General features: G+C 66.2%; 12 protein-coding genes and 2 pseudogenes. 10 read left to right on the top strand and 4 right to left on the bottom strand.

Annotated elements, in window-relative coordinates:
- Nucleotides 1–342 precede the first annotated feature (342 nt).
- Nucleotides 343–1203, top strand: coding sequence for a helix-turn-helix transcriptional regulator (locus U5775_RS05465; RefSeq protein ID WP_322057101.1), 861 nt, complete (start codon nucleotides 343–345; stop codon nucleotides 1201–1203).
- A 54-nt stretch (nucleotides 1204–1257) separates the two neighbouring features.
- Here U5775_RS05465 and U5775_RS05460 read toward each other — a convergent pair whose 3' ends face one another.
- Both U5775_RS05460 and U5775_RS05455 read right to left on the bottom strand, forming a co-directional pair.
- Nucleotides 1258–2823 (bottom strand): sulfatase-like hydrolase/transferase, encoded by a 1566-nt coding sequence (locus U5775_RS05460; RefSeq protein ID WP_322057100.1) that lies wholly within the window; start codon nucleotides 2821–2823, stop codon nucleotides 1258–1260.
- 28 nt (nucleotides 2824–2851) lie between these two features.
- On the bottom strand, nucleotides 2852–4168 hold the full coding sequence (locus U5775_RS05455) for an MFS transporter (protein ID WP_322057099.1): 1317 nt from the start codon (nucleotides 4166–4168) through the stop codon (nucleotides 2852–2854).
- Between the two features lie 212 nt (nucleotides 4169–4380).
- Between U5775_RS05455 and U5775_RS05450 the strand changes: the two genes are divergently transcribed.
- Nucleotides 4381–5319, top strand: coding sequence for a LysR family transcriptional regulator (locus U5775_RS05450; RefSeq protein ID WP_322057098.1), 939 nt, complete (start codon nucleotides 4381–4383; stop codon nucleotides 5317–5319).
- Between the two features lie 9 nt (nucleotides 5320–5328).
- Here the strand turns inward: U5775_RS05450 and U5775_RS05445 are convergent, their stop codons facing one another.
- Nucleotides 5329–5640: a cupin domain-containing protein gene (locus U5775_RS05445; protein ID WP_322057097.1), complete on the bottom strand. Its 312-nt coding sequence runs from the start codon at nucleotides 5638–5640 to the stop codon at nucleotides 5329–5331.
- 117 nt (nucleotides 5641–5757) lie between these two features.
- Between U5775_RS05445 and U5775_RS05440 the strand changes: the two are divergent.
- The 6 genes and pseudogenes from U5775_RS05440 to U5775_RS05415 all read left to right on the top strand — a co-directional run.
- A pseudogene (locus U5775_RS05440) lies at nucleotides 5758–5955 on the top strand (LysR substrate-binding domain-containing protein); the annotation flags it as partial.
- Between the two features lie 167 nt (nucleotides 5956–6122).
- Nucleotides 6123–6596, top strand: coding sequence for a VOC family protein (locus U5775_RS05435; protein ID WP_322057096.1), 474 nt, complete (start codon nucleotides 6123–6125; stop codon nucleotides 6594–6596).
- Between the two features lie 676 nt (nucleotides 6597–7272).
- Nucleotides 7273–8646: an efflux RND transporter periplasmic adaptor subunit gene (locus tag U5775_RS05430; RefSeq protein ID WP_322057095.1), complete on the top strand. Its 1374-nt coding sequence runs from the start codon at nucleotides 7273–7275 to the stop codon at nucleotides 8644–8646.
- An 18-nt stretch (nucleotides 8647–8664) separates the two neighbouring features.
- The gene (locus U5775_RS05425; protein WP_322057094.1) at nucleotides 8665–11865 is read left to right on the top strand and encodes an efflux RND transporter permease subunit; all 3201 of its coding nucleotides are present in this window, start codon (nucleotides 8665–8667) and stop codon (nucleotides 11863–11865) included.
- The gene (locus tag U5775_RS05420; protein WP_322057093.1) at nucleotides 11862–15176 is read left to right on the top strand and encodes an efflux RND transporter permease subunit; all 3315 of its coding nucleotides are present in this window, start codon (nucleotides 11862–11864) and stop codon (nucleotides 15174–15176) included. The genes U5775_RS05425 and U5775_RS05420 overlap by 4 nt, the downstream gene beginning before the upstream one ends.
- Complete coding sequence (locus tag U5775_RS05415) at nucleotides 15173–16792, top strand: efflux transporter outer membrane subunit (RefSeq protein WP_322057092.1); 1620 nt, start codon at nucleotides 15173–15175, stop codon at nucleotides 16790–16792. The genes U5775_RS05420 and U5775_RS05415 overlap by 4 nt, the downstream gene beginning before the upstream one ends.
- A gap of 20 nt (nucleotides 16793–16812) precedes the next feature.
- On the opposite strand, the gene nfsB is transcribed toward U5775_RS05415, so the two are convergent.
- The gene (gene nfsB / locus U5775_RS05410) at nucleotides 16813–17466 is read right to left on the bottom strand and encodes an oxygen-insensitive NAD(P)H nitroreductase (RefSeq protein WP_322057091.1); all 654 of its coding nucleotides are present in this window, start codon (nucleotides 17464–17466) and stop codon (nucleotides 16813–16815) included.
- Between the two features lie 193 nt (nucleotides 17467–17659).
- Here nfsB and U5775_RS05405 point away from each other — a divergent pair.
- A pseudogene (locus U5775_RS05405) lies at nucleotides 17660–17746 on the top strand (YjbQ family protein); the annotation flags it as partial.
- 205 nt (nucleotides 17747–17951) lie between these two features.
- The gene (locus U5775_RS05400; RefSeq protein ID WP_322057090.1) at nucleotides 17952–18662 is read left to right on the top strand and encodes a dienelactone hydrolase family protein; all 711 of its coding nucleotides are present in this window, start codon (nucleotides 17952–17954) and stop codon (nucleotides 18660–18662) included.
- Nucleotides 18663–18688: the final 26 nt, after the last annotated feature.

Raw genomic sequence — 18688 nt, 5'->3', positions numbered from 1 at the left:
CAGCGCGTTTCATTTCGCCCTCCGTGAGCGATGCGGCGGTGCGTTGCGCACCCATTTCACTGCTTCGACGCCTGTATCGTCCTGCGCTTCGGCAGTCGGGCCGCGTACGGGTCAATCCGGCGCAGTCGCTGCGGCGATTGCAATATAGGCGGGCATCGTTAAGCGAAACTTAAATCCATCATGCTGGCTTCGCGGCTTCGGCGGAACCGGGATTCAATCGTCTCGCCGAATGGCGGCGGACACGCCGCTGGACGTTTCTCACGCCCGCGCCTTAACATCCCTTTTAAGGTTTTTCGAACCGGCCTCAAGACCTCGCCCACCCGCACCGCCTCCGCGCTCCTCATGCCCCAAGCCGCCCCGCCGCCCCTGAACGACGCCCCCGGTCTTTCCCGCGCCCTCGCCCGCCACTACCCGCGCGGTCATCACATCGAGCCGCATTCGCATACCTGGGCGCAGGTGCTCTATGCCGTTTCGGGCGTCATGTGGGTCGAGGCTGGCCGCGAGGCGCTGGTCGTGCCGCCGCAACGCGCCGTCTGGCTGCCGCCCGGCACGCCTCACGCGATTCACATGATGAGCGCCGTCGAAATGCGCAATCTCTATCTCCACGAGCGCGACGTGGGCCATCTGAGCCAGCAATGCGAAGTCTTCCAGATCGATGGCTTGCTGCGCGAGCTCATCAAGACCATGGCCGAACGCGAGCAAGAACGCAGCGAGGCCTGGCTCGCCGCGGCCTCGCAACTCGCGGCGATGGAACTCGCGCACGCGAAGCGCTCGTCGCTGCGCATCCCGCTGCCCGATGCTTCGGGCTCGTCGAGTGCGTCAGGCACAAACGACGGCGCCGCCGACCGGCGCCTCGCCATGCTCTGCCGCGCCGTGATCGACAATCCGTCGAACGAGATCGCCTTCGAGCAGCACGCCGCATCGGTAGGCGCGAGCGTGCGCACGCTCGCGCGCCTCTTTACGCGCGAGCTGGGCGTGGGTTTCGCACAATGGCGGCGCCAGGTACAGCTCGCCATTGCGGTGTCACGGCTCGCCGAAGGCCAGTCAGTGAGCGCCGTCGCGCGCGAGCTCGGCTATCTGCCCAGCAGCTTCAGCGACATGTTCCGGCGTGAATTGGGCGCGCCGCCCAGCGAATATCGGCCCGAAGAAACGCTCGGCCACGCACATGGCCGTGCCGATGTCGAATCGGGCGATCGAACGTAAGCATACGTCGCGCGCAACCGCGGACGGCCTGAGCGCCCATAAGTCCGCAACGAATCACCACACCCCGTAGAACACCCCGGCGTTCTTGTACTGATGCGTGCCGCGCTCGACATCCTCGTTCGACACCGTCGTGCGCCGGTGCAGCCCGCAGAACCAGTCGAACAAACGCATGCGCATCTGCTCGCGTACGCTTTCGTACGCGCTCTCGCGGCCGAGATCGAAAAACTCCTCGGGATCGTTCAGCAGATCGAAGAGTTGCGGCGCGTCGTCCTGCCAGTGGACGTACTTCCATTGCGCCGTGCGCACCATCCATGCGCGGCACGCGTCAGGGCGGCGTCCGAGCAGCAGGCGCGCCTCGCGGTAGCTGTAGTCGAGTTCCGAGAACACCGCATCGCGCCACGAAATTTCGGATCCCTGATCACGCGTGAGCGCGAGCAGCGAGCGCCCTTCGAGCCGATGCTCCGCGAGCGGCAGGCCCAGACCTTCGAGCATCGTCGGCACGGTGTCGATGGCTTCGACGAACTGGCTGTTGCAGGTGCCGCGCGAACCATCCGCCTCGGGCGAGGGATCGTAGACGATATAGGGCACGCGCTGCACGGTATCGTAAAACAGCTCCTTTTCGCCGAGCCAGTGATCGCCGAGAAAATCGCCGTGATCGGCGGTGAAGACGATCAGCGTATCCTGCCAGCGGCCGAGCTTCTCGAGCGTCTCCCAGAGCCGGCCCAGATGATCGTCGAGCTGGCCGATCAGGCCCTGGTAGACGGGCCGCACCTTGCGGATCACCTCGTCGCGCATGAAGTTGCGGCACTCCTCCTGCTGCCGGTAGGCGCCCACCACGGCATGCTGCGTCTCGCGCTCGGCCGCGTGGCGCTGCACCGGCAGGCATTGATCGATCGTATAGAGGGTGTGATACGGCGCCGGCGCCATATACGGCCAATGCGGCTTCACGAACGAGAGATGGAGCACCCACGGCGCGTCGCGCTGCCCTTCGATGAAGCGGATCGCCTGATCGGCCGTATACGCGGTCTCCGAATCGGCTTCGCGCACGCGCGCTGGCAGATGCGCGTTGCGCATCTGCCAGCCGCTCACGATCTCGCCGCGCTCGTCCTGCGCCGAGATCACGAAGTCGGTCCACGGGTCGTCGCTCTGGTAACCGCGCTCGCGCAGATAGCCCGCGTAGCCGCCGTGCGGCTCGGCATGGTGGCCGTCGTAGCGGTCGACCAGCGTGAAATGGCCTTCGCGCAGCAGCGCGCCCAGCTCGCTGTCGCCGTCGATCTGCAGGCGCGCGAGCCCTTCGTGGTCGGGCATCACATGGGTCTTGCCCACGAGCGCGAGACGCCGCTGCGCATGCTTGAGGTATTCGCCCAGCGTGAGCTCGCCGGTGGCGAGCGGCACGCGGTTCCAGGTCGCGCCGTGGCTCGACACATAGCGGCCCGTATAGAACGACATGCGCGACGGACCGCACACGCCCGACTGCACGAACGCGCGATCGAAGCGCACGCCGCGCTGCGCGAGGCGGTCGATATTGGGCGTCGCCAGATAGGGGTGGCCATAGCACGCGAGATGATCGGCGCGCAACTGATCGCACATGATGAAGAGGACATTGCGAATCGACGACATGACGGGCTCGGCTGCGGATGAAAAACGGTTAGCGGGAAAGCGGCAGTTCCTTGCGCGCGTCGAGGCCTTCGGCCGGCGCGCGGGTCGCGCCCTCGCGCATCGGCCACAGCGCGATCAGGCCCACCACCATCGCCGCGGTCACGAAGTAGGCGGGCATCATGCGGTCGCCGGTCACGTCGATGAGCCAGGTCACGAGGAACGGCGAGAAGCCGCCGAAGAGCGTCGTGGCGAGGTTGTACGAGATCGACAGGCCCGTAGCGCGCACTTGCGTCGGGAACAACTCGGCGAGCGCCGTGGAGGCCGGGCCGAGCGCCGCGGCCATCAGTACCGCGAACACAATCTCGGTCGCGAACAGGCGCGGGAGACTCGGCGCCGCGACGAGCCAGACGAACAGCGGATAAATCGTCAGCACGTAAAGCGCCATCGCCACGCCGAGCACAGGCTTGCGGCCCACGCGGTCCGAAAGCAGCCCGAACAGCGGTATCAGCAGCATGCGCAGCGAGCCCGTGAGAATGAGCACCGTGAACGGCGCGGAGACCGGCAGCTTGAGCTGCTGCACGGAATAGACGGGCAAATACACGTTGAGCACGTATTGCGCAACCGAGCTGGCGACCACGAGACCGAACGCGATCCACAACGCCGCCCGATGCTCGCGCCATACCAGCGCGAGCATGGATCCCGCCGAGCGCGGCGTCTCGTCCAGCGCATGCACATAGGCCGGCGCTTCGTCGAGACGCGTGCGGATATAGAAGCCCACCGGCCCGATCAGCACTCCGAACAAAAATGGAATGCGCCAGCCCCAGCTATCGAGCGCGCTGCCCGGCAAATAACGCGTGACCAGCACGCCCATGAGGGCCGCCACGACGGCGGCGAGAAACTGGCCGAAGTTCTGCCAGCTGCCATAGAAGCCGCGCCGGTTCGCGGGCGCGTATTCGATCAACATCGACGTCGCGCTGCCGAATTCGCCGCCGGCGGAGAGCCCCTGCAAGAGCCGCGCGAGCACCACGACGATGGGCGCGGCCATGCCGATGCTCTGATAGTCGGGCGTGAACGCCATCGCCGCCGACGAGATCGTCATCATCAGGATCACCATCGAGAGCGCCGCCTTGCGGCCGCGCCGGTCGGCATAGAGACCGAGCAGAATGCCGCCGATCGGGCGCACGAGAAAGGCGCTGCCGAACGTGGCCGTGGTCAGCAGCAGCGAAACCGTGGGACTCGTGCTCGGGAAGAAGTGGCGCGCAATGACCACGGAGAGAAAGCCGAATACGACGAAGTCATACCATTCGAATGCATTGCCGATGATCGCGGAAACAATGGCGCGACGCTGCGAGCTGGCGAGCGGCATCTGGGATTCTCCTCCGACTGGCGTGGCCTTTGCGGCCATCGTGTCCCCTGTCTCCTTAGGCGCCGCCGCACGGCGCCGGCTGCGCATGGGCGGGGAACGTGGCCGCATGCGCGCGAATTGTTTCAGCGGATTGTCGGGTTTTACTTTTTCAGCGTCCAGTGAGATATTGACGGCGACTCATAACCTTTTCGTTATCTTTTCCTCTTTTCCTCATGTCAGGCATCGACCAGTACTTTGCGCGCCAGATGAAGCTGCGCCATCTGCATCTGCTGGTGGCGCTCGCGGACCTGCGCACCGTGGGCAAGGTCGCCGCCGCGATGCACGTCACGCAGCCGGCCGTGTCGAAGATGATCGCCGAGATGGAGAAAGGCGTCGGCGCCGCGCTGTTCGCGCGCGACGGACGCCATATCAGGCCCACGCCCTATGGCGAGTGCCTGATCCGGCACGCACGCGAACTGCTCGCGCACGCGCAGCGCGCAAGCGTGGAATTGCAAGCCATGTCGAACGGCACGGGCGGGCGCGTGGAGGTTGGCGTGCTCTCCGTCGCCGCGCCGGTGCTGATCCCGCGCGCGATCACGCGGTTCAAGCAATATCTGCCCTCGGCCACCGTGAGCCTGCATGAAGGCACGCTCGATACGCTGATTCCCGATCTGCGCGCGGGGCGGCTCGACCTGATCGTCGGACGCGTGCCGCTCGCGCCGCTCGACGCCGACCTGCTGCATCAGCCGCTATTCGACGACCCGATCGTGATCGTGGCCGCGCGCCATCACGCGCTCGCGCAACGCAAGCGGCTCAGGTGGATCGATCTAGAAGGCTATGCGTGGATCGTGCCCACCGCGAGTGCGCCGATGTATCAGCGCCTGCTCTCGGTGCTCGCGACCCACGGCGTGCGCGCGCCCGACAATATGGTCGAATCGGTCGTGATCGCGGCGAATGTGGCGCTGCTGCAGTCTTATGCGACGCTCGGCCTGTTGCCGAAGTCGCTGGCGCAGCACTATGAGGAAGCCGGCGCGCTGCGGATTCTGCCGCTCACGCTCGGCGGCGTCATGGGTTCGGTCGGCATGACCTGGCTGCGCGCGAACGAGAGCACGCCGGCGGCGGCGCTTTTGAAGACCTGCCTGGAAGAAGCGGCAACGCAGATGCAGAGCTGAGTGCCGGGCCTACTCACTGCCCTCTGTTTCCACTACGAGAATGCGCGCTTCTCCGCGCGGGTGAGCCACGTGCTCGGTCCCAACCGATGCGTAAAAGATGTCCCCGGTCTCCAGCAGCACCGATTGCTCGACGCCCGCTTCGCGGTAGCGCATTTCAACCTGACCGTCGAGTACGGCAAAGACTTCTTCGCCGTCGTTGACATGCCATCGATAAGGCTGATCGGTCCAGTGCAGCCTCGTCGTAATGCCGCGCATGTTGCAAATGTCGAGCGCGCCCCAGGGACGCGTGGCAGTGAACGTCTTGCTGCGAATGATCTTCATGGTGAACCGGCCGGGCGCTATCGATGCGAAATGAGCCTGCAGAATAGCATGCGGACCTGCAAGCGGATCCCGGCGGCCCCCCCCTACTTCGTGGTGTATCCGCCGTTGATGAGGATGGTCTGCCCCGTGAAATGGGTCGATGGCGATACGGTCCGGACGATCGAGACCCGCGGCCGCGTGACGGTCAACAATGCCGAGGCCTATATCGCGTGCTGTCTCGCGGGACTCGGGCTCATCCAGATTCCGGCCTACGACGTCGCGGCCCATCTGCGCGCGGGCGAACTCGTGGAAGTCCTCCCGCACCATCGCGCCGCGACGATTGAGTCCCAATCGGGGTCACACCCATAGCGCCGGATTTCGTAACAAGGCAGGATTTTTCTTCGCGCCGTGTCTATTTTGGTAGTCTTCGTGCGTCGTATCGAGGGCAGCCCGCGCAGCCTGGGGCTCGCGCGCATCAGCCCGACACCAACAGGAGGTAAGTCATGGCAATTCAAAAGATCACGCCTTTTCTCTGGTACTCCACGCAAGCCGAAGAAGCCGCGGCTTTCTACACGAACATCTTTCCGGACTCGCGCATCGTCCGCGTCACCCCGGTGCCGAGCGCCGGCGCCACCAAGGTCGTCGAGTTCGAGCTCTTCGGGCAGACCTTCTTCGCGATGAGTTCCGGGCAGCCCGAAGCATTCAATCTCTCGATCTCGCTGATGGTCGATTGCGCCGATCAGGCCGAGCTCGACCGTTACTGGAGCGCGCTGCTCGCAGGCGGCGGCGCGCCGCTCGAATGCGGCTGGCTCAAAGACCGCTTCGGCATTGCATGGCAGATCGTTCCCGACGATCTCATGCGCATGATGGCCGATTCCGATCCGGTCAAGGCCGATCGCGTGGCCAAAGCGATGATGTCGATGACGAAATTCGACGTCGCCGCGTTGAGGGCGGCGTATGCGGGAACGGCGGGTTGATCGCCGTGGCCTGACACGAGGAATTGCTCAGGATACCCAATCGATTCGCCCATCCCGCCCAGCGCGGGTCGAGGTCCGGCTCTTGAGGCCGCACATGCCTGCCCGCGCCCCCCCCTTTCACGCCGCGTCGTCGCGCGCAGCAAATCAAAGCCGACGCCCTCATCCGCCTGCATGAGCGTACCGGCACGCCGGCCGGTGCGCGACGCGCTGCCGATCCCCCGCGCAAGCGCACCCATCGCGAGCCCGGCATTGCCGCCATTGCGTTAGCGCAGAGCTTCGCGCCAGGGGAAAGCTTTTTGCAAGGATTGCCGGGTAGCGTGCAGCACGGCCCGGTTGCAATCGTTTTCCATGGCTTACCGATACCGCGCGCGAGCCCACTATTTGTCACGCCAGATGACGAAAACCGTCCCCCTGTAACGCAGCAAAATCTTTCAACTACCTGACGTTTCGAAATTAGCGCGCGAGTTGGTTAGACTGCAAGTTTCCGGCGTTCCTGGTCCGGCCCTGGCAGCCTGATCGCTTCGGCGACAAACAACAACCCCACGAGTATGCGTATGCGAACCGACGTCAACCGGCACGGCGCCCAGGCGGCCCAGCCGCAGTGTTCCGCACATGGCCCCCGCAACCGCGCGAGCACGCGCGCCGGACTTATCGTCGGCACCTCCGGGAGACTGGCATGAGCGACACGCCCGACCACCCCTCCGCCCCGCCGTCCCCACCATCGCCGCCACCGCCCAGGCCGCCGGTTCCGGCGCCGCGAGCCGCCGATGCCCCGCCGCCGCGCAAGCGGCGCGGGCGCTGGATCCTCTTGCTGATCGTGCTGCTGCTGATCGTGCTCGTGGTCGTGCATGTGCTGCGCGGCAAGAAGCCCGTGCGCGGCGCGGCGCCCCAGGTCGTGACCGTTGCGCCCGCCACGCTCGGCGCAATGCCGGTGACGCTCGACGCGCTCGGCACGGTCACGCCGGTCGCCACCGTCACGGTGCTGCCGCAACTGAGCGGCTACCTCACCGAAGTCGGCTACCGCGAAGGCCAGGACGTCGTGAAAGGCCAGTTCCTCGCGCAGATCGATCCGCGCCAGTACGAGATCAGCAAGGAGCAGGCCGAGGCGCAGCTCGCCAAGGACCGCGCCTCGCTCGCGCAGGCGCAGGCCGACCTCGTGCGCTACACCCAGCTCAATGAAAAGAAGTCGATCGCCGAGCAAACCTATACCGACCAGAAGTTCCTCGTCGCCCAGGATCAGGCTGCCGTGAAGTCCGATATCGCCAACATCAAGCAGTTCGAGCTCGACCTCATCTACTGCCACATCACCGCGCCGGTGTCCGGGCGCGTGGGCCTGCGCCTCGTCGATCCGGGCAACTACGTGACCGCGTCGAGCTCCACCGGCATCGCCGTCATCACGCAGATGAAGCCCACCACGGTGCAGTTCACGGTGCCGCAGAATTCGCTCTCGGACGTGCTGCAACGCGTCAACGCGGGCGCGAAGCTGCCGGTCACGATCTTCAGCAGCGACAACACCAAACAGCTCGCCACCGGCACGCTCTACGCGATCAGCAACCAGATGGCCACGGCCACCGGCACGGTCACGCTGCGCGCGAGCGTGCCCAACGACGACGAGGCGCTGTTCCCCAACGAGTTCGTGAACGTCCAACTGCTCGTGGACACGATGGAGAACGCCGTGCTCGTGCCCACGCCCGCGGTGCAAACGGGCGCGCCCGGCGACTACGTGTACCTCGTGAACGCCGATGACACGGTGTCCGTCCACAAGGTCACGCTGGGCCCGAGCGACGGCCAGCATACTGTGATTACCGCGGGCCTCACGGCGGGTCAGCGCGTGGTGACCGACGGGCTCGACCGCCTCAACGACGGCGCGAAGATCCAGCCCGCCGCCGCGAATGCTGGCACGGCTAGCGCAGCCAGCGGCGCTCACGGCGCGAGCGCGGCCCGCATGGGCAACGCCTCGCGCGCGCAGGCAAGGCCGCTGCCGCCCGCCTCCGGTGCGAGCGCCGCGAGTGCACCCGCCCCGCAGCCCGCGGCCTCGCAAGCGTCCTGATCCACCGCCCCCGCGCCGATGAATATTTCGCGTCTCTTCATTCTGCGGCCCGTCGCGACTTCGTTGCTGATGATCGCGATGGTGCTGGTCGGCCTCGTGGCGATGAAGTTCCTGCCGGTGTCGTCGCTGCCTTCGGTCGACTACCCGACCATCCAGGTGCAGACCTTCTACCCCGGCGCGAGCCCGAACGTCATGGCCACCACGGTCACGGCGCCGCTCGAAGTGCAGCTCGGCGAAATACCGGGCCTGCAGCAGATGGTCTCGTACAGTTCCGAGGGCGCCTCGGTCATCACGCTGCAGTTCGATCTCTCGCTGAACCTCGACGTGGCCGAGCAGAACGTGCAGCAGGCCATCAACGCGGCCAACAGCTATCTGCCGAGCGGCCTGCCCGCGCCGCCGACCTACGCCAAGGTCAATCCGGCCGACCAGCCCATTCTCACGCTCGCGGTGACCTCGAAGTCGATGTCGCTCACGCAGTTGCAGGACGCCGCCAACAACCGGCTCGCGACCAAGATCTCCGAAGTGCCGGGCGTGGGTCTCGTGAGCACCGCGGGCGGCAACGTGCCCGCCGTGCGCGTGGAAGCCGACCCGCAGAAGCTCGCCGCCTACGGCCTCAATCTCGACGATCTGCGCACGCTGCTCGCCAACGTGAACATCAGCGCGCCGAAGGGCAACTTCGACGGCCCCGAGCTCGACTACACGATCAACTCGAACGACCAGATCTCGGACCCGAAGGACTACGAAGACACGGTCATCGCCTACCAGAACGGCTCGCCCGTGTTCATGCGCGACGTCGCGCGCGTGTCCACGGCGGCCCAGGATGTCGAGCGCGGCGCCTGGTACAACAAAGCGCCCGCGATCGTGCTGAACGTGCAGCGCCAGCCAGGCGCGAACGTGATCGCCACGGTCAACCAGATCATGCGCCAGCTCCCGCAGCTCGAAGCCACGCTGCCGGCCGGCATGAAGGTCACGGTGGTCTCCAACAGCGTGGGCGTGATCCAGTCCTCGGTCAGCGACGCGGCGTTCGAGCTCGTGCTCGCCGTGGCGCTGGTGGTAGCCGTGATCTTCGTATTCCTGCGCAATCTGCCCGCCACGATCATCCCGAGCATTTCGGTGCCGGTCTCGTTGATCGGCACGCTCGCGCTCATGTACGAGCTCGGCTACTCGATCGACAATCTCTCGCTGATGGCGCTCATCATCGCCACCGGCTTCGTGGTCGACGACTCGATCGTGATGATCGAGAACATCGTGCGCTATCTGGAGGAAGGCGACAAACCGCTGGAGGCAGCGCTCAAGGGCGCGGGGCAGATCGGTTTCACCATCCTCTCGCTCACGATCTCGCTGATCGCGGTGCTGATTCCGCTGCTCTTCATGGGCGGCGTGATCGGGCGGCTCTTCAGCGAATTCGCGGTCACGCTCGCGGTCACCATCGTGCTCTCGGCGGTGGTCTCGCTCACGGTCGTGCCCATGATGTGCGCGCGCATCCTGCGCGCCCAGGCCGAGCGGCATCCGAGCCGCTTCGAGCGCATCAGCGAAGGCCTCTTCAACAAAACGCTCAACGCCTACGAGCGCGGCCTGCGCTGGGTGCTCGACCACCAGACGCTCACGCTCGTCGTGGCCGTGCTGACCGTTGCGCTCACCGGGCTGCTCTACGTGGTGATCCCCAAGGGCCTCTTTCCCGTGCAGGACGTGGGCGTGATCCAGGCGATCAGCGTGGCCGACAACTCGGTCTCGTACCAGGCGATGGTGCGGCGCCAGTCGGCACTCGCCGAGGAAATTCTCAAGGACCCCGATGTCGTTTCGCTGACCTCGTACGTGGGCATCGACGGCATCAACAACACGCTCAACAACGGGCGCTTCCTCATCAACCTGAAGCCGCACGACGACCGCTCCGAGACCGCCGAGGAAATCGCGCGGCGCATCCAGCAGTCGGTGGCGAAGGTAGCGGGCATCCGCCTCTATCTGCAGCCCGAGCAGGATCTCACGCTCGACACCACGGTCTCGCGCAACCAGTACAACTTCGTGCTGCGCGGCCCGAGCCAGGACGCCTTCGAGCAATACGTGCCCGCGCTCGTCGCGCGCATGAGGCAGATTCCGTCGATCGCCGACGTCACGAGCGACCTGAACACCGACGGCCTCTCCGTGAACGTGCAGGTGAACCGCCAGCTCGCGGCGCGCTACGGCATCACGGCGGCCACCATCGACAACGCGCTCTACGACGCGCTCGGCCAGCGCATCGTCTCGACCATCTTCCAGCAGTCGGACCAGTACCGCGTGATCCTCGTGGCCAAGCCCGAGTCGCTGCCCACGGTGGAATCGATCGGCGACATCTATCTGCCGAGCCAGACCGCGAGCGAAGGCCAGGTGCCGCTCAAGGGCATCGCGACCATCAGCATCACGCGCTCGCCGCTGATGATCAGCCACCTCGCGCAATTCCCGTCGGTCACGATCTCGTTCAATCTCGCCGATGGCGCGTCGCTCTCCGCCGCCGTGCGCGACATCCGCCAGGCCGAGGCCGCCGTTAAGCTGCCGCCCTCGATCACCTCGTCGTTCCAGGGCGCGGCGCAGGCGTTCGAGGATTCGCTTTCGAGCGAAGTCTATCTGCTGATCGCGGCCATCGTGGCCGTCTATATCGTGCTGGGCGTGCTCTACGAGAGCTATATCCACCCGGTGACGATTCTCTCGACGCTGCCCTCGGCCGGCATCGGCGCGCTGCTCGCGCTGATGATCGCGGGCAAGGACCTCGACGTGATCGGCATCATCGGCATCGTGCTGCTGATCGGCATCGTCAAGAAGAACGCCATCATGATGGTGGACTTCGCGCTCGAAGCCGAGCGCGTGCACGGCAAGCCGGCGCGCGAAGCGATCTTCGAGGCGTCGCTGCTGCGCTTCAGGCCGATCCTCATGACCACGCTCGCGGCCATGCTCGGGGCGCTGCCCATGCTGCTCGGCACCGGCACGGGTTCGGAATTGCGCCGCCCGCTCGGCCTCGCGATCATCGGCGGTCTCACGCTCTCGCAGATGCTCACGCTCTTTACGACGCCCGTGATCTATCTGTTCTTCGACCGCCTCGCCGAACGCTTCGGCCGCAAGCGCAATCGCGGCCCAAGCGGCGATGAAACCGGCGGCGCCGATGGCGATGCAGGCGGTGGTCCGGGCACGGGTCCTGGCGCCGGTCCCGGTCCCAGCGCGCCGCCCGCGCCCGAGGGCACGCCGTGAATCTCTCGGCGCTCTTCATCCGGCGGCCGGTCGCGACCTCGCTTCTCGCGATCGCGATCCTGATCGCCGGTACGCTCGCCTTTTTCCGGCTGCCGGTGGCGCCGCTGCCCAACATCGCCTATCCGGTGATCGTGGTGCAGGCGAACATGGCGGGCGCGAGCCCCGAGACGATGGCCTCCACGGTGGCCGAACCGCTCGAGCGGCGGCTGGGCACCATCGCCGACGTGAGCCAGCTCACCTCGATCAATAATGTGGGGTCCTCACTGATCGTGGTGGTGTTCGGCCTGAACCGCGACATCAACGGCGCCGCGCGCGACGTGGAAGCGGCCATCCAGGCCGCCCGCGCCGACCTGCCCACCACGCTGCGCAGCAACCCCACCTACCGCCAGTACAACCCCGCGAGCGCGCCGATCATGGTGCTCGCGCTCACCTCGGAAACGCTCACCAAGGCGCAGCTCTACGACTCGGCCGATTCGGTCATCCAGCAGCAGCTCTCTCAAGTAGATGGCGTGGGCCAGATCACGCTGGGCGGCGGCGCGCTGCCTTCGGTGCGCGTGGAGCTGGAGCCCGGCAAGCTCAACAGCTACGGCATCGGCATGGAGGACGTGCGCGCCGCGATCGGCGCGGCCAACGCGAACAGCGCAAAAGGCCATATCGACCAGGGCGACCAGCGCTTCGAGGTCGTCTCGAACGACCAGATCAGCAACGCCGCGCCGTTTCGCGACGTGATCGTCGCCTACCGCGACGGCGCGCCCGTCTACCTGCGCGACATAGGCACGGTCAACGACTCGAACGAAAACATCCGCAACGCGGGCCTCTTCAACGGCAAGTCGGCGGTGCTCGTGATCGTCTATCCGATGCCGGGCAGCAACGTCGTGAAGACGGTGCAGCAGATCCAGGCGCGCCTGCCCTCGATCGAGGCGGCGCTGCCCGGCACGATCAAGGTGCACGTGGCGATCGACCGCTCGGAGGCCGTGCGCGCCTCCGTGGCCGACACCGAGCGCACGCTCTTTATCGCCGTGCTGCTCGTGATCGGCGTGGTGTTCGTGTTCCTGCTCTCGCCGCGCGCGACGCTGATTCCCGCCGTGGCGCTGCCGCTGTCCATCGTCGGCTCGTTCGGGCCGATGTACCTGCTCGGCTACAGCATCGACTCGCTCTCGCTGATGGCGCTCACGATCGGCACCGGCTTCGTGGTGGACGATGCCGTGGTGGTGCTCGAAAACATCGTGCGCCATATCGAGGCCGGGCTCGAACCGAAGGAAGCCGCGCTGCGCGGTGCGGGCGAAGTGGGCTTCACGGTGCTCTCGATGAGCCTCTCGCTGATTGCCGTGTTCCTGCCGATCCTGCTGATGCCGGGCATCGTGGGCCTGCTCTTTCACGAGTTCGCGATGACGCTCTCGATCGCGATCGTCATCTCGCTCGTGGTCTCGCTCACGGTCACGCCCACCATGTGCGCCTATGTGCTCGCACGCGAGCGCAAGGAGCGCACGCCCTCGCGCACGGCGCAGTGGATCAACGCGCAGTTCGAGCGCTTCAAGCAGTTCTATTCGCGCACGCTCGACGTCGCGCTCAATCATGCGCGGCTCACGATCTTCATCTTGCTCGCCCTGCTGATCGGCAACGTGTTTCTCGCGCGCCTGCTCCCGGGCACGTTCTTTCCGGAGCAGGACACGGGCATCCTGATCGGCCAGATCATCGCCGACCAGAGCATCTCGTTCCCGGCGATGGAGAAGAAGCTCGCGCAGATGCAGGAGATCGTGCAGAAGGACCACGCCGTGGCCTCGGTCGCGGGCTTCACGGGCGGCCGCGCGCTCAATTCGGCCACCGTCTTCATCGAGCTCAAGCCGCTCGCGCAACGCAAGCTCTCGGCTACCGAGGTCGTGAACCGCCTGCGGCCCAAGCTCAATGCGGTCTCGGGCGCGCGCCTGTTCCTGCAGGCGCAGCAGGACCTGCAGATCGGCGGGCGGCAGTCGGCGGCCGAGTACCAGTACACGCTCACGAGCGACGACGCCGACGCGCTCTTCACCTGGGTGCCCAAGCTCGTCGCCGAACTGAACAAGTACCACGGCACGCTCACCGACGTGAACTCGGACTTGCAGCAAAACGGCCTGCAGGCCTATGTCACCGTGAATCGCGCGACCGCGAAGCGCTATGGGTTCGACCCGAACCAGATCGACAGCGTGCTCTACGACGCCTTCGGCCAGCGCACGGTCTCGACCATCTACAACCCCATCAACCAGTATTTCGTGGTGATGGAAGTGGCGCCGCAATACTGGCAATATCCGCAGGCGTTCAACCGCATCTATCTGAGCACGGCGGCCGGCAACGCGAACGGCTCCGCGTCCACGCAAATGTCGGGCAGCACGATTTCGGGCATCACGCCCTATAGCGCGATCACGGCCACCAGCGCGACGGCCGGCAACACCAACGCGCGCAATGCGAACGCCGTGGCCAACCAGCAGAACAACTCGATCGCCAACAGCAAGGGCGGCAGCTCGAGCGGCAGCGCGGACAGCACCGCCGCCGAAACCATGGTGCCCGTGACCGCGCTGATGAACTGGACCACGGGCCACACGGCCACCCAGGTCAATCACCAGAGCGGCGAAGTGGCCGGCACGATCTCGTTCAACCTGCCCAAGGGCGGCTCGCTCTCCGAGGCGGGCAAGATCATCGAGCAGGCGCAGCGCGACATCGGCATGCCCGCCTCGATCCATGGCGCGTTCGCGGGCGCGGCGCAGGCCTACGCGCAGTCGATGGGCACGGTGCCGCTGCTCATTCTCGCCGCGCTCGCCGTCGTCTATATCGTGCTGGGCGTGCTCTACGAAAACACCATCCACCCGCTCACGATCCTCTCGACGCTGCCTTCGGCCGGCATCGGCGCCATTCTCGCCATGCTGATCTTCGGCACGCCGTTCTCGGTGATCGCGATGATCGGCATCATCCTGCTGATCGGTATCGTGAAGAAGAACGGCATCATGATGGTGGACGTCGCGATCCAGTTGCAGCGCAACGAAGGCAAAAGCGCGCGCGACGCGATCCACGAGGCCGCTGTCGTGCGTCTGCGGCCGATCATGATGACGACCTTCGCCGCCGTGCTGGGCGCCGTGCCGCTCGCCGTGGGCATCGGCCAGGGCGCCTCGCTGCGCCAGCCGCTCGGCGTGACCGTGATGGGCGGCCTGCTCCTCTCCCAGTGCTTCACCCTGTACACCACGCCCGTGATCTATCTGTTCCTCGACCGCCTGCGCGCCCGCCTCGCACGCTGGGCCGCACGCCTGCCCTGGAACCGCCAGGCCGATGAGAGCGCACCATGAAGACGATTGACTGCCGGAGGCGGCGTAAAGCCTCGCTTGAGCACCCGAGCCAACCCGCGCCATCCCTGCGTGCGGCGGGCCGATTGCTGCCGCTCGCGTTTGCCGCGTCCCTCACGTTGCTCGCAAGCGGCTGCATGGTGGGCCCCGACTACCATCGCCCGCAAGTGGCGGTGCCCACGCAATGGAAGGAGCTGCCCGGCTGGACCCAGGCCGAGCCCACCGCTGCCGAAGGCCCGAAGGGCGACTGGTGGACGGCCTTCCAGGACCCGCTGCTCGACGAGCTCGAACCGCTCGTGGCCGTCTCGAACCAGACCGTGCGGCAGAGCTACGCGAATTACCAGGAGGCGCTGGCCGAAGTGCGCGTCGCGCGCGCGGGCCTCTTTCCCACGCTGGGCGTGACCGGCTCCGCCACGCGCGAGCGCTCGTCCGGCTCGACGTCGAGCGGCTTCAACGGCGGCGGCGCGCGCATCGTCAACTCGGGTTCGCTCGAAGCCAACGTGAGCTGGGCGCCGGACCTCTGGGGTCAGGTGCGCCGCCAGATCGAGGAGCAGTCGGCCACCGCGCAGGCCAGCGAAGCCACGCTCGCCAATGCTCAGTTATCCGAACAGATCGCGCTCGCCAATGCCGTGATCGACCTGCGCGTGACCGACGCCGATATCGACCTGCTCACACAGACCGTGCAGGCCTACAAGGATTCGCTGCGCGTGGTGAGCGACCAGGACAGCGCGGGCACCGTCCCGCCTTCGGACCTCATCACGGCGCGCACGCAACTGGAGAATGCCCAGGCCAGCCTGATTGCGCTGGGCGTCGCGCGCGCGCAATACGAGCACGCGATCGCGGTGCTGGTCGGCCGCAATCCCGAGGACATGACGATCCCGCACAGCGCAAGGCTCCCGGTGCTGCCGGTGACGCCCGCGGGCGTGCCTTCCACGCTGCTGCAGCGGCGTCCCGACATCGCCACCGCGGAGCGCGAGATGGCCTCGGCGAACGCGGCCATTGGCGTGGCCGTGGCCGCGTATTACCCCGACATTTCGCTTTCGGCGCTCGATGGCTTCACGCAGGCGCCGCTTGCGGGGCTGCTGCACATCAGCAATTACGTGTGGTCGCTCGGCGCGAGCGCCACGGAGACGATCTTCGATGGCGGCCAGCGCAGCGGCCAGGTGGCGGCGGCGCGCGCAAGCTACGACGCGGCGGTGGCGAACTATCGCGGCACCGTGCTCACGGCGTTCGAGAACGTCGAGAACGATCTCTCGGGCTTGCGCATACTCGCGCAGCAGAACGAGCGTCTGGACGCCGCGGTACGCGACGCGATCCGTGGCGCGCAGATCGCGCAGAACGAGTACGAAGCGGGCACGGTCGATTACACGACGGTGGCGACGGCGCAAGCCACACAGTTGAGCACGCAACAAAGTTCGCTCAACGTGCAGCAGCAGCGGCTGCTCGATTCGGCTTCGCTGATCGGCGATCTGGGCGGCGGCTGGACGGGCGCGCTGCATGACCCGAACCATCCTGATCGTGCAGCGGCCAATACGGAGGCCAGTCAGAACCCTGACGCGAATGCGAATGCCGCTAGCGATACGACGAACCACTCGTCAGGGTTGGCGCCGAGTCCATAGCGCGACGCCGACACCAACGCTTACGCCAGCTCGGTAAAAACCGCCGCCGTGGAAAGACGCGACTTGGGCAGCTTCGCGTTGAAATCGTCGGCGCTGCGGTAGCCAAGGCCGATCACGACGAGCGAAGTCAGGCCCTGCGCGGCGAGCCCGAGTTCTTCATCGAGCGCCTTGGCGTCGAAACCTTCCATCGGGCAAGCATCGATCTCGAGCGTCGATGCGCCAATCAACAGCGTGCCGAGCGCGAGATACGCCTGCTTCTCCATCCATGCGGGCAGATCCGCGCGCTCGCGGTGCAGATTCACATAGAAGGCGCGCGTGTTCTGCTGGCCCAGCTTCGCCTCGGCGTTCGCGAAGCGGCCATCGGCTTCTTCCTGGGCGAGCACGGCGTTCAGGTGCGATGCATCCATATCGGTGCGTACGCACAGAACGAGGACGTGCGAGGCGCGCATCACCTTCGGCTCGTTATAGGCATAGCCGGGCTGCATCGACTTCGCCACGCGCGCGCGGGCGGCGTCGCTGCCGGCCACCACGAAGTGCCACGGCTGCGAGTTCACCGAAGAGGGGCTGAAGCGGATCAGCTCCTTGAGTTCGTCGATGACGGCGGCAGGAATCTTGCGTGCGGGATCGAAAGCCTTGGTGGCGTGGCGTGCTTTTGCGAAGCGGGTGAGGTTCAACTGCATTCTCCTGGGTCTGGCGGCGGCCACCGCAGCGGCGGCAAGGCCGGTATCCTACCAGCATGGGCGGCCGCGCGTGCGGCAGCGAATTTTCCCGACATTCGTGCGACTGTGCATTAGCACAGCCGGCGCGCGCTCGCGCGGACTCGTCGAGTTCACCGTGCAAGTGCGTGCGTTCGTGCTCGAAACCGGCATCGGCACCGGGCAAGGTATTTACCTTTTCGAGCACCGCCGGCACGCGCAGGCGCGCGAAGTCGTGCTGCATCTGATCGGCGAGTGAGCGGGGCGAAAGCGTGCTGCTTGCCGGGTTTGCCGGGCTGACCTGGCGCAGCGCAACCACCGCCCCGTGTGCACGCGAGCAAAGCCTTCACGCAGGCGCTATGCTACGGGCTGCCCGATTCGTATCGACCCGTATCGCCCCGCGCCAATCGGCTCCAATCCGTTTCAATCCGCTTCAATCGATCAACCGAACATCGAGGAACACCATGAAACACTCCGCCGGCTCCATGATCAGCTTCAACCGCCCCGATGGCAAAGCGCTCCAGGGCTATCTCGCCACGCCCGCGAAGACCGAAGGCGCGCCCGCCATCGTCGTGATCCAGGAATGGTGGGGCTTGAACGACCAGATCCGCGGCGTGGCCGACCGCCTCGCGCAATCGGGCTACTACGCGCTCGTGCCCGATCTCTACCGCGGCAAGAGCACCGTCGAAGAGGAAGAGGCGCACCACTTGATGACGGGCCTCGACTTCGGCGACGCCGCCTCGCAAGACATCCGCGGCGCCGTCGATCACCTGAAGACGCTGACCGACCGCGTGGGCGTGACGGGCTACTGCATGGGCGGCGCGCTCACGCTGCTCGCCGCGAACATGATTCCCGGCCTCGCGGGCGCCGTGGTCTGGTATGGCTTCCCGCCGCTCGAATACCTCGACGCAAGCAAGATCACGGTGCCCGTGCTCGGCCACTGGGGCACGCAGGACAGCTTCTTCAAGAGCGAGACCGTCGACGAGCTCGAAAAGAAGCTGCGCGACGGCGGCGTGAACGTCGAGTTCCATCGCTACCTCGCTTACCACTCGTTCGCGAACGAAACCGCCGTGGGCCCGGGCCGCATCGCGCACACGCAGTTCGATCCGGTCTGGGCCCAGCTCGCCTGGGACCGCACGCTCACGTTCTGGGGCCGCACGCTGTGGCAGCGCTAACGCGTTCGCTCGATACGGCCGCCTTG

It is taken from the genome of Paraburkholderia sp. J63, assembly GCF_905220245.1.
Taxonomy (GTDB): domain Bacteria; phylum Pseudomonadota; class Gammaproteobacteria; order Burkholderiales; family Burkholderiaceae; genus Paraburkholderia.
The sequence above is the reverse complement of the archived record's forward strand: the minus strand, read 5'-3'. Positions and strand labels throughout refer to the sequence as shown.

What these genes read in the sequence shown, in the direction of transcription:
- U5775_RS05465 (WP_322057101.1), top strand. Translation starts at nt 343, where the DNA reads ATGCCCCAAGCCGCCCCGCCGCCCCTGAACGACGCCCCCGGTCTTTCC.
- U5775_RS05460 (WP_322057100.1), bottom strand. Translation starts at nt 2,823, where the DNA reads ATGTCGTCGATTCGCAATGTCCTCTTCATCATGTGCGATCAGTTGCGC.
- U5775_RS05455 (WP_322057099.1), bottom strand. Translation starts at nt 4,168, where the DNA reads ATGCCGCTCGCCAGCTCGCAGCGTCGCGCCATTGTTTCCGCGATCATC.
- U5775_RS05450 (WP_322057098.1), top strand. Translation starts at nt 4,381, where the DNA reads ATGTCAGGCATCGACCAGTACTTTGCGCGCCAGATGAAGCTGCGCCAT.
- U5775_RS05445 (WP_322057097.1), bottom strand. Translation starts at nt 5,640, where the DNA reads ATGAAGATCATTCGCAGCAAGACGTTCACTGCCACGCGTCCCTGGGGC.
- U5775_RS05435 (WP_322057096.1), top strand. Translation starts at nt 6,123, where the DNA reads ATGGCAATTCAAAAGATCACGCCTTTTCTCTGGTACTCCACGCAAGCC.
- U5775_RS05430 (WP_322057095.1), top strand. Translation starts at nt 7,273, where the DNA reads ATGAGCGACACGCCCGACCACCCCTCCGCCCCGCCGTCCCCACCATCG.
- U5775_RS05425 (WP_322057094.1), top strand. Translation starts at nt 8,665, where the DNA reads ATGAATATTTCGCGTCTCTTCATTCTGCGGCCCGTCGCGACTTCGTTG.
- U5775_RS05415 (WP_322057092.1), top strand. Translation starts at nt 15,173, where the DNA reads ATGAAGACGATTGACTGCCGGAGGCGGCGTAAAGCCTCGCTTGAGCAC.
- U5775_RS05400 (WP_322057090.1), top strand. Translation starts at nt 17,952, where the DNA reads ATGAAACACTCCGCCGGCTCCATGATCAGCTTCAACCGCCCCGATGGC.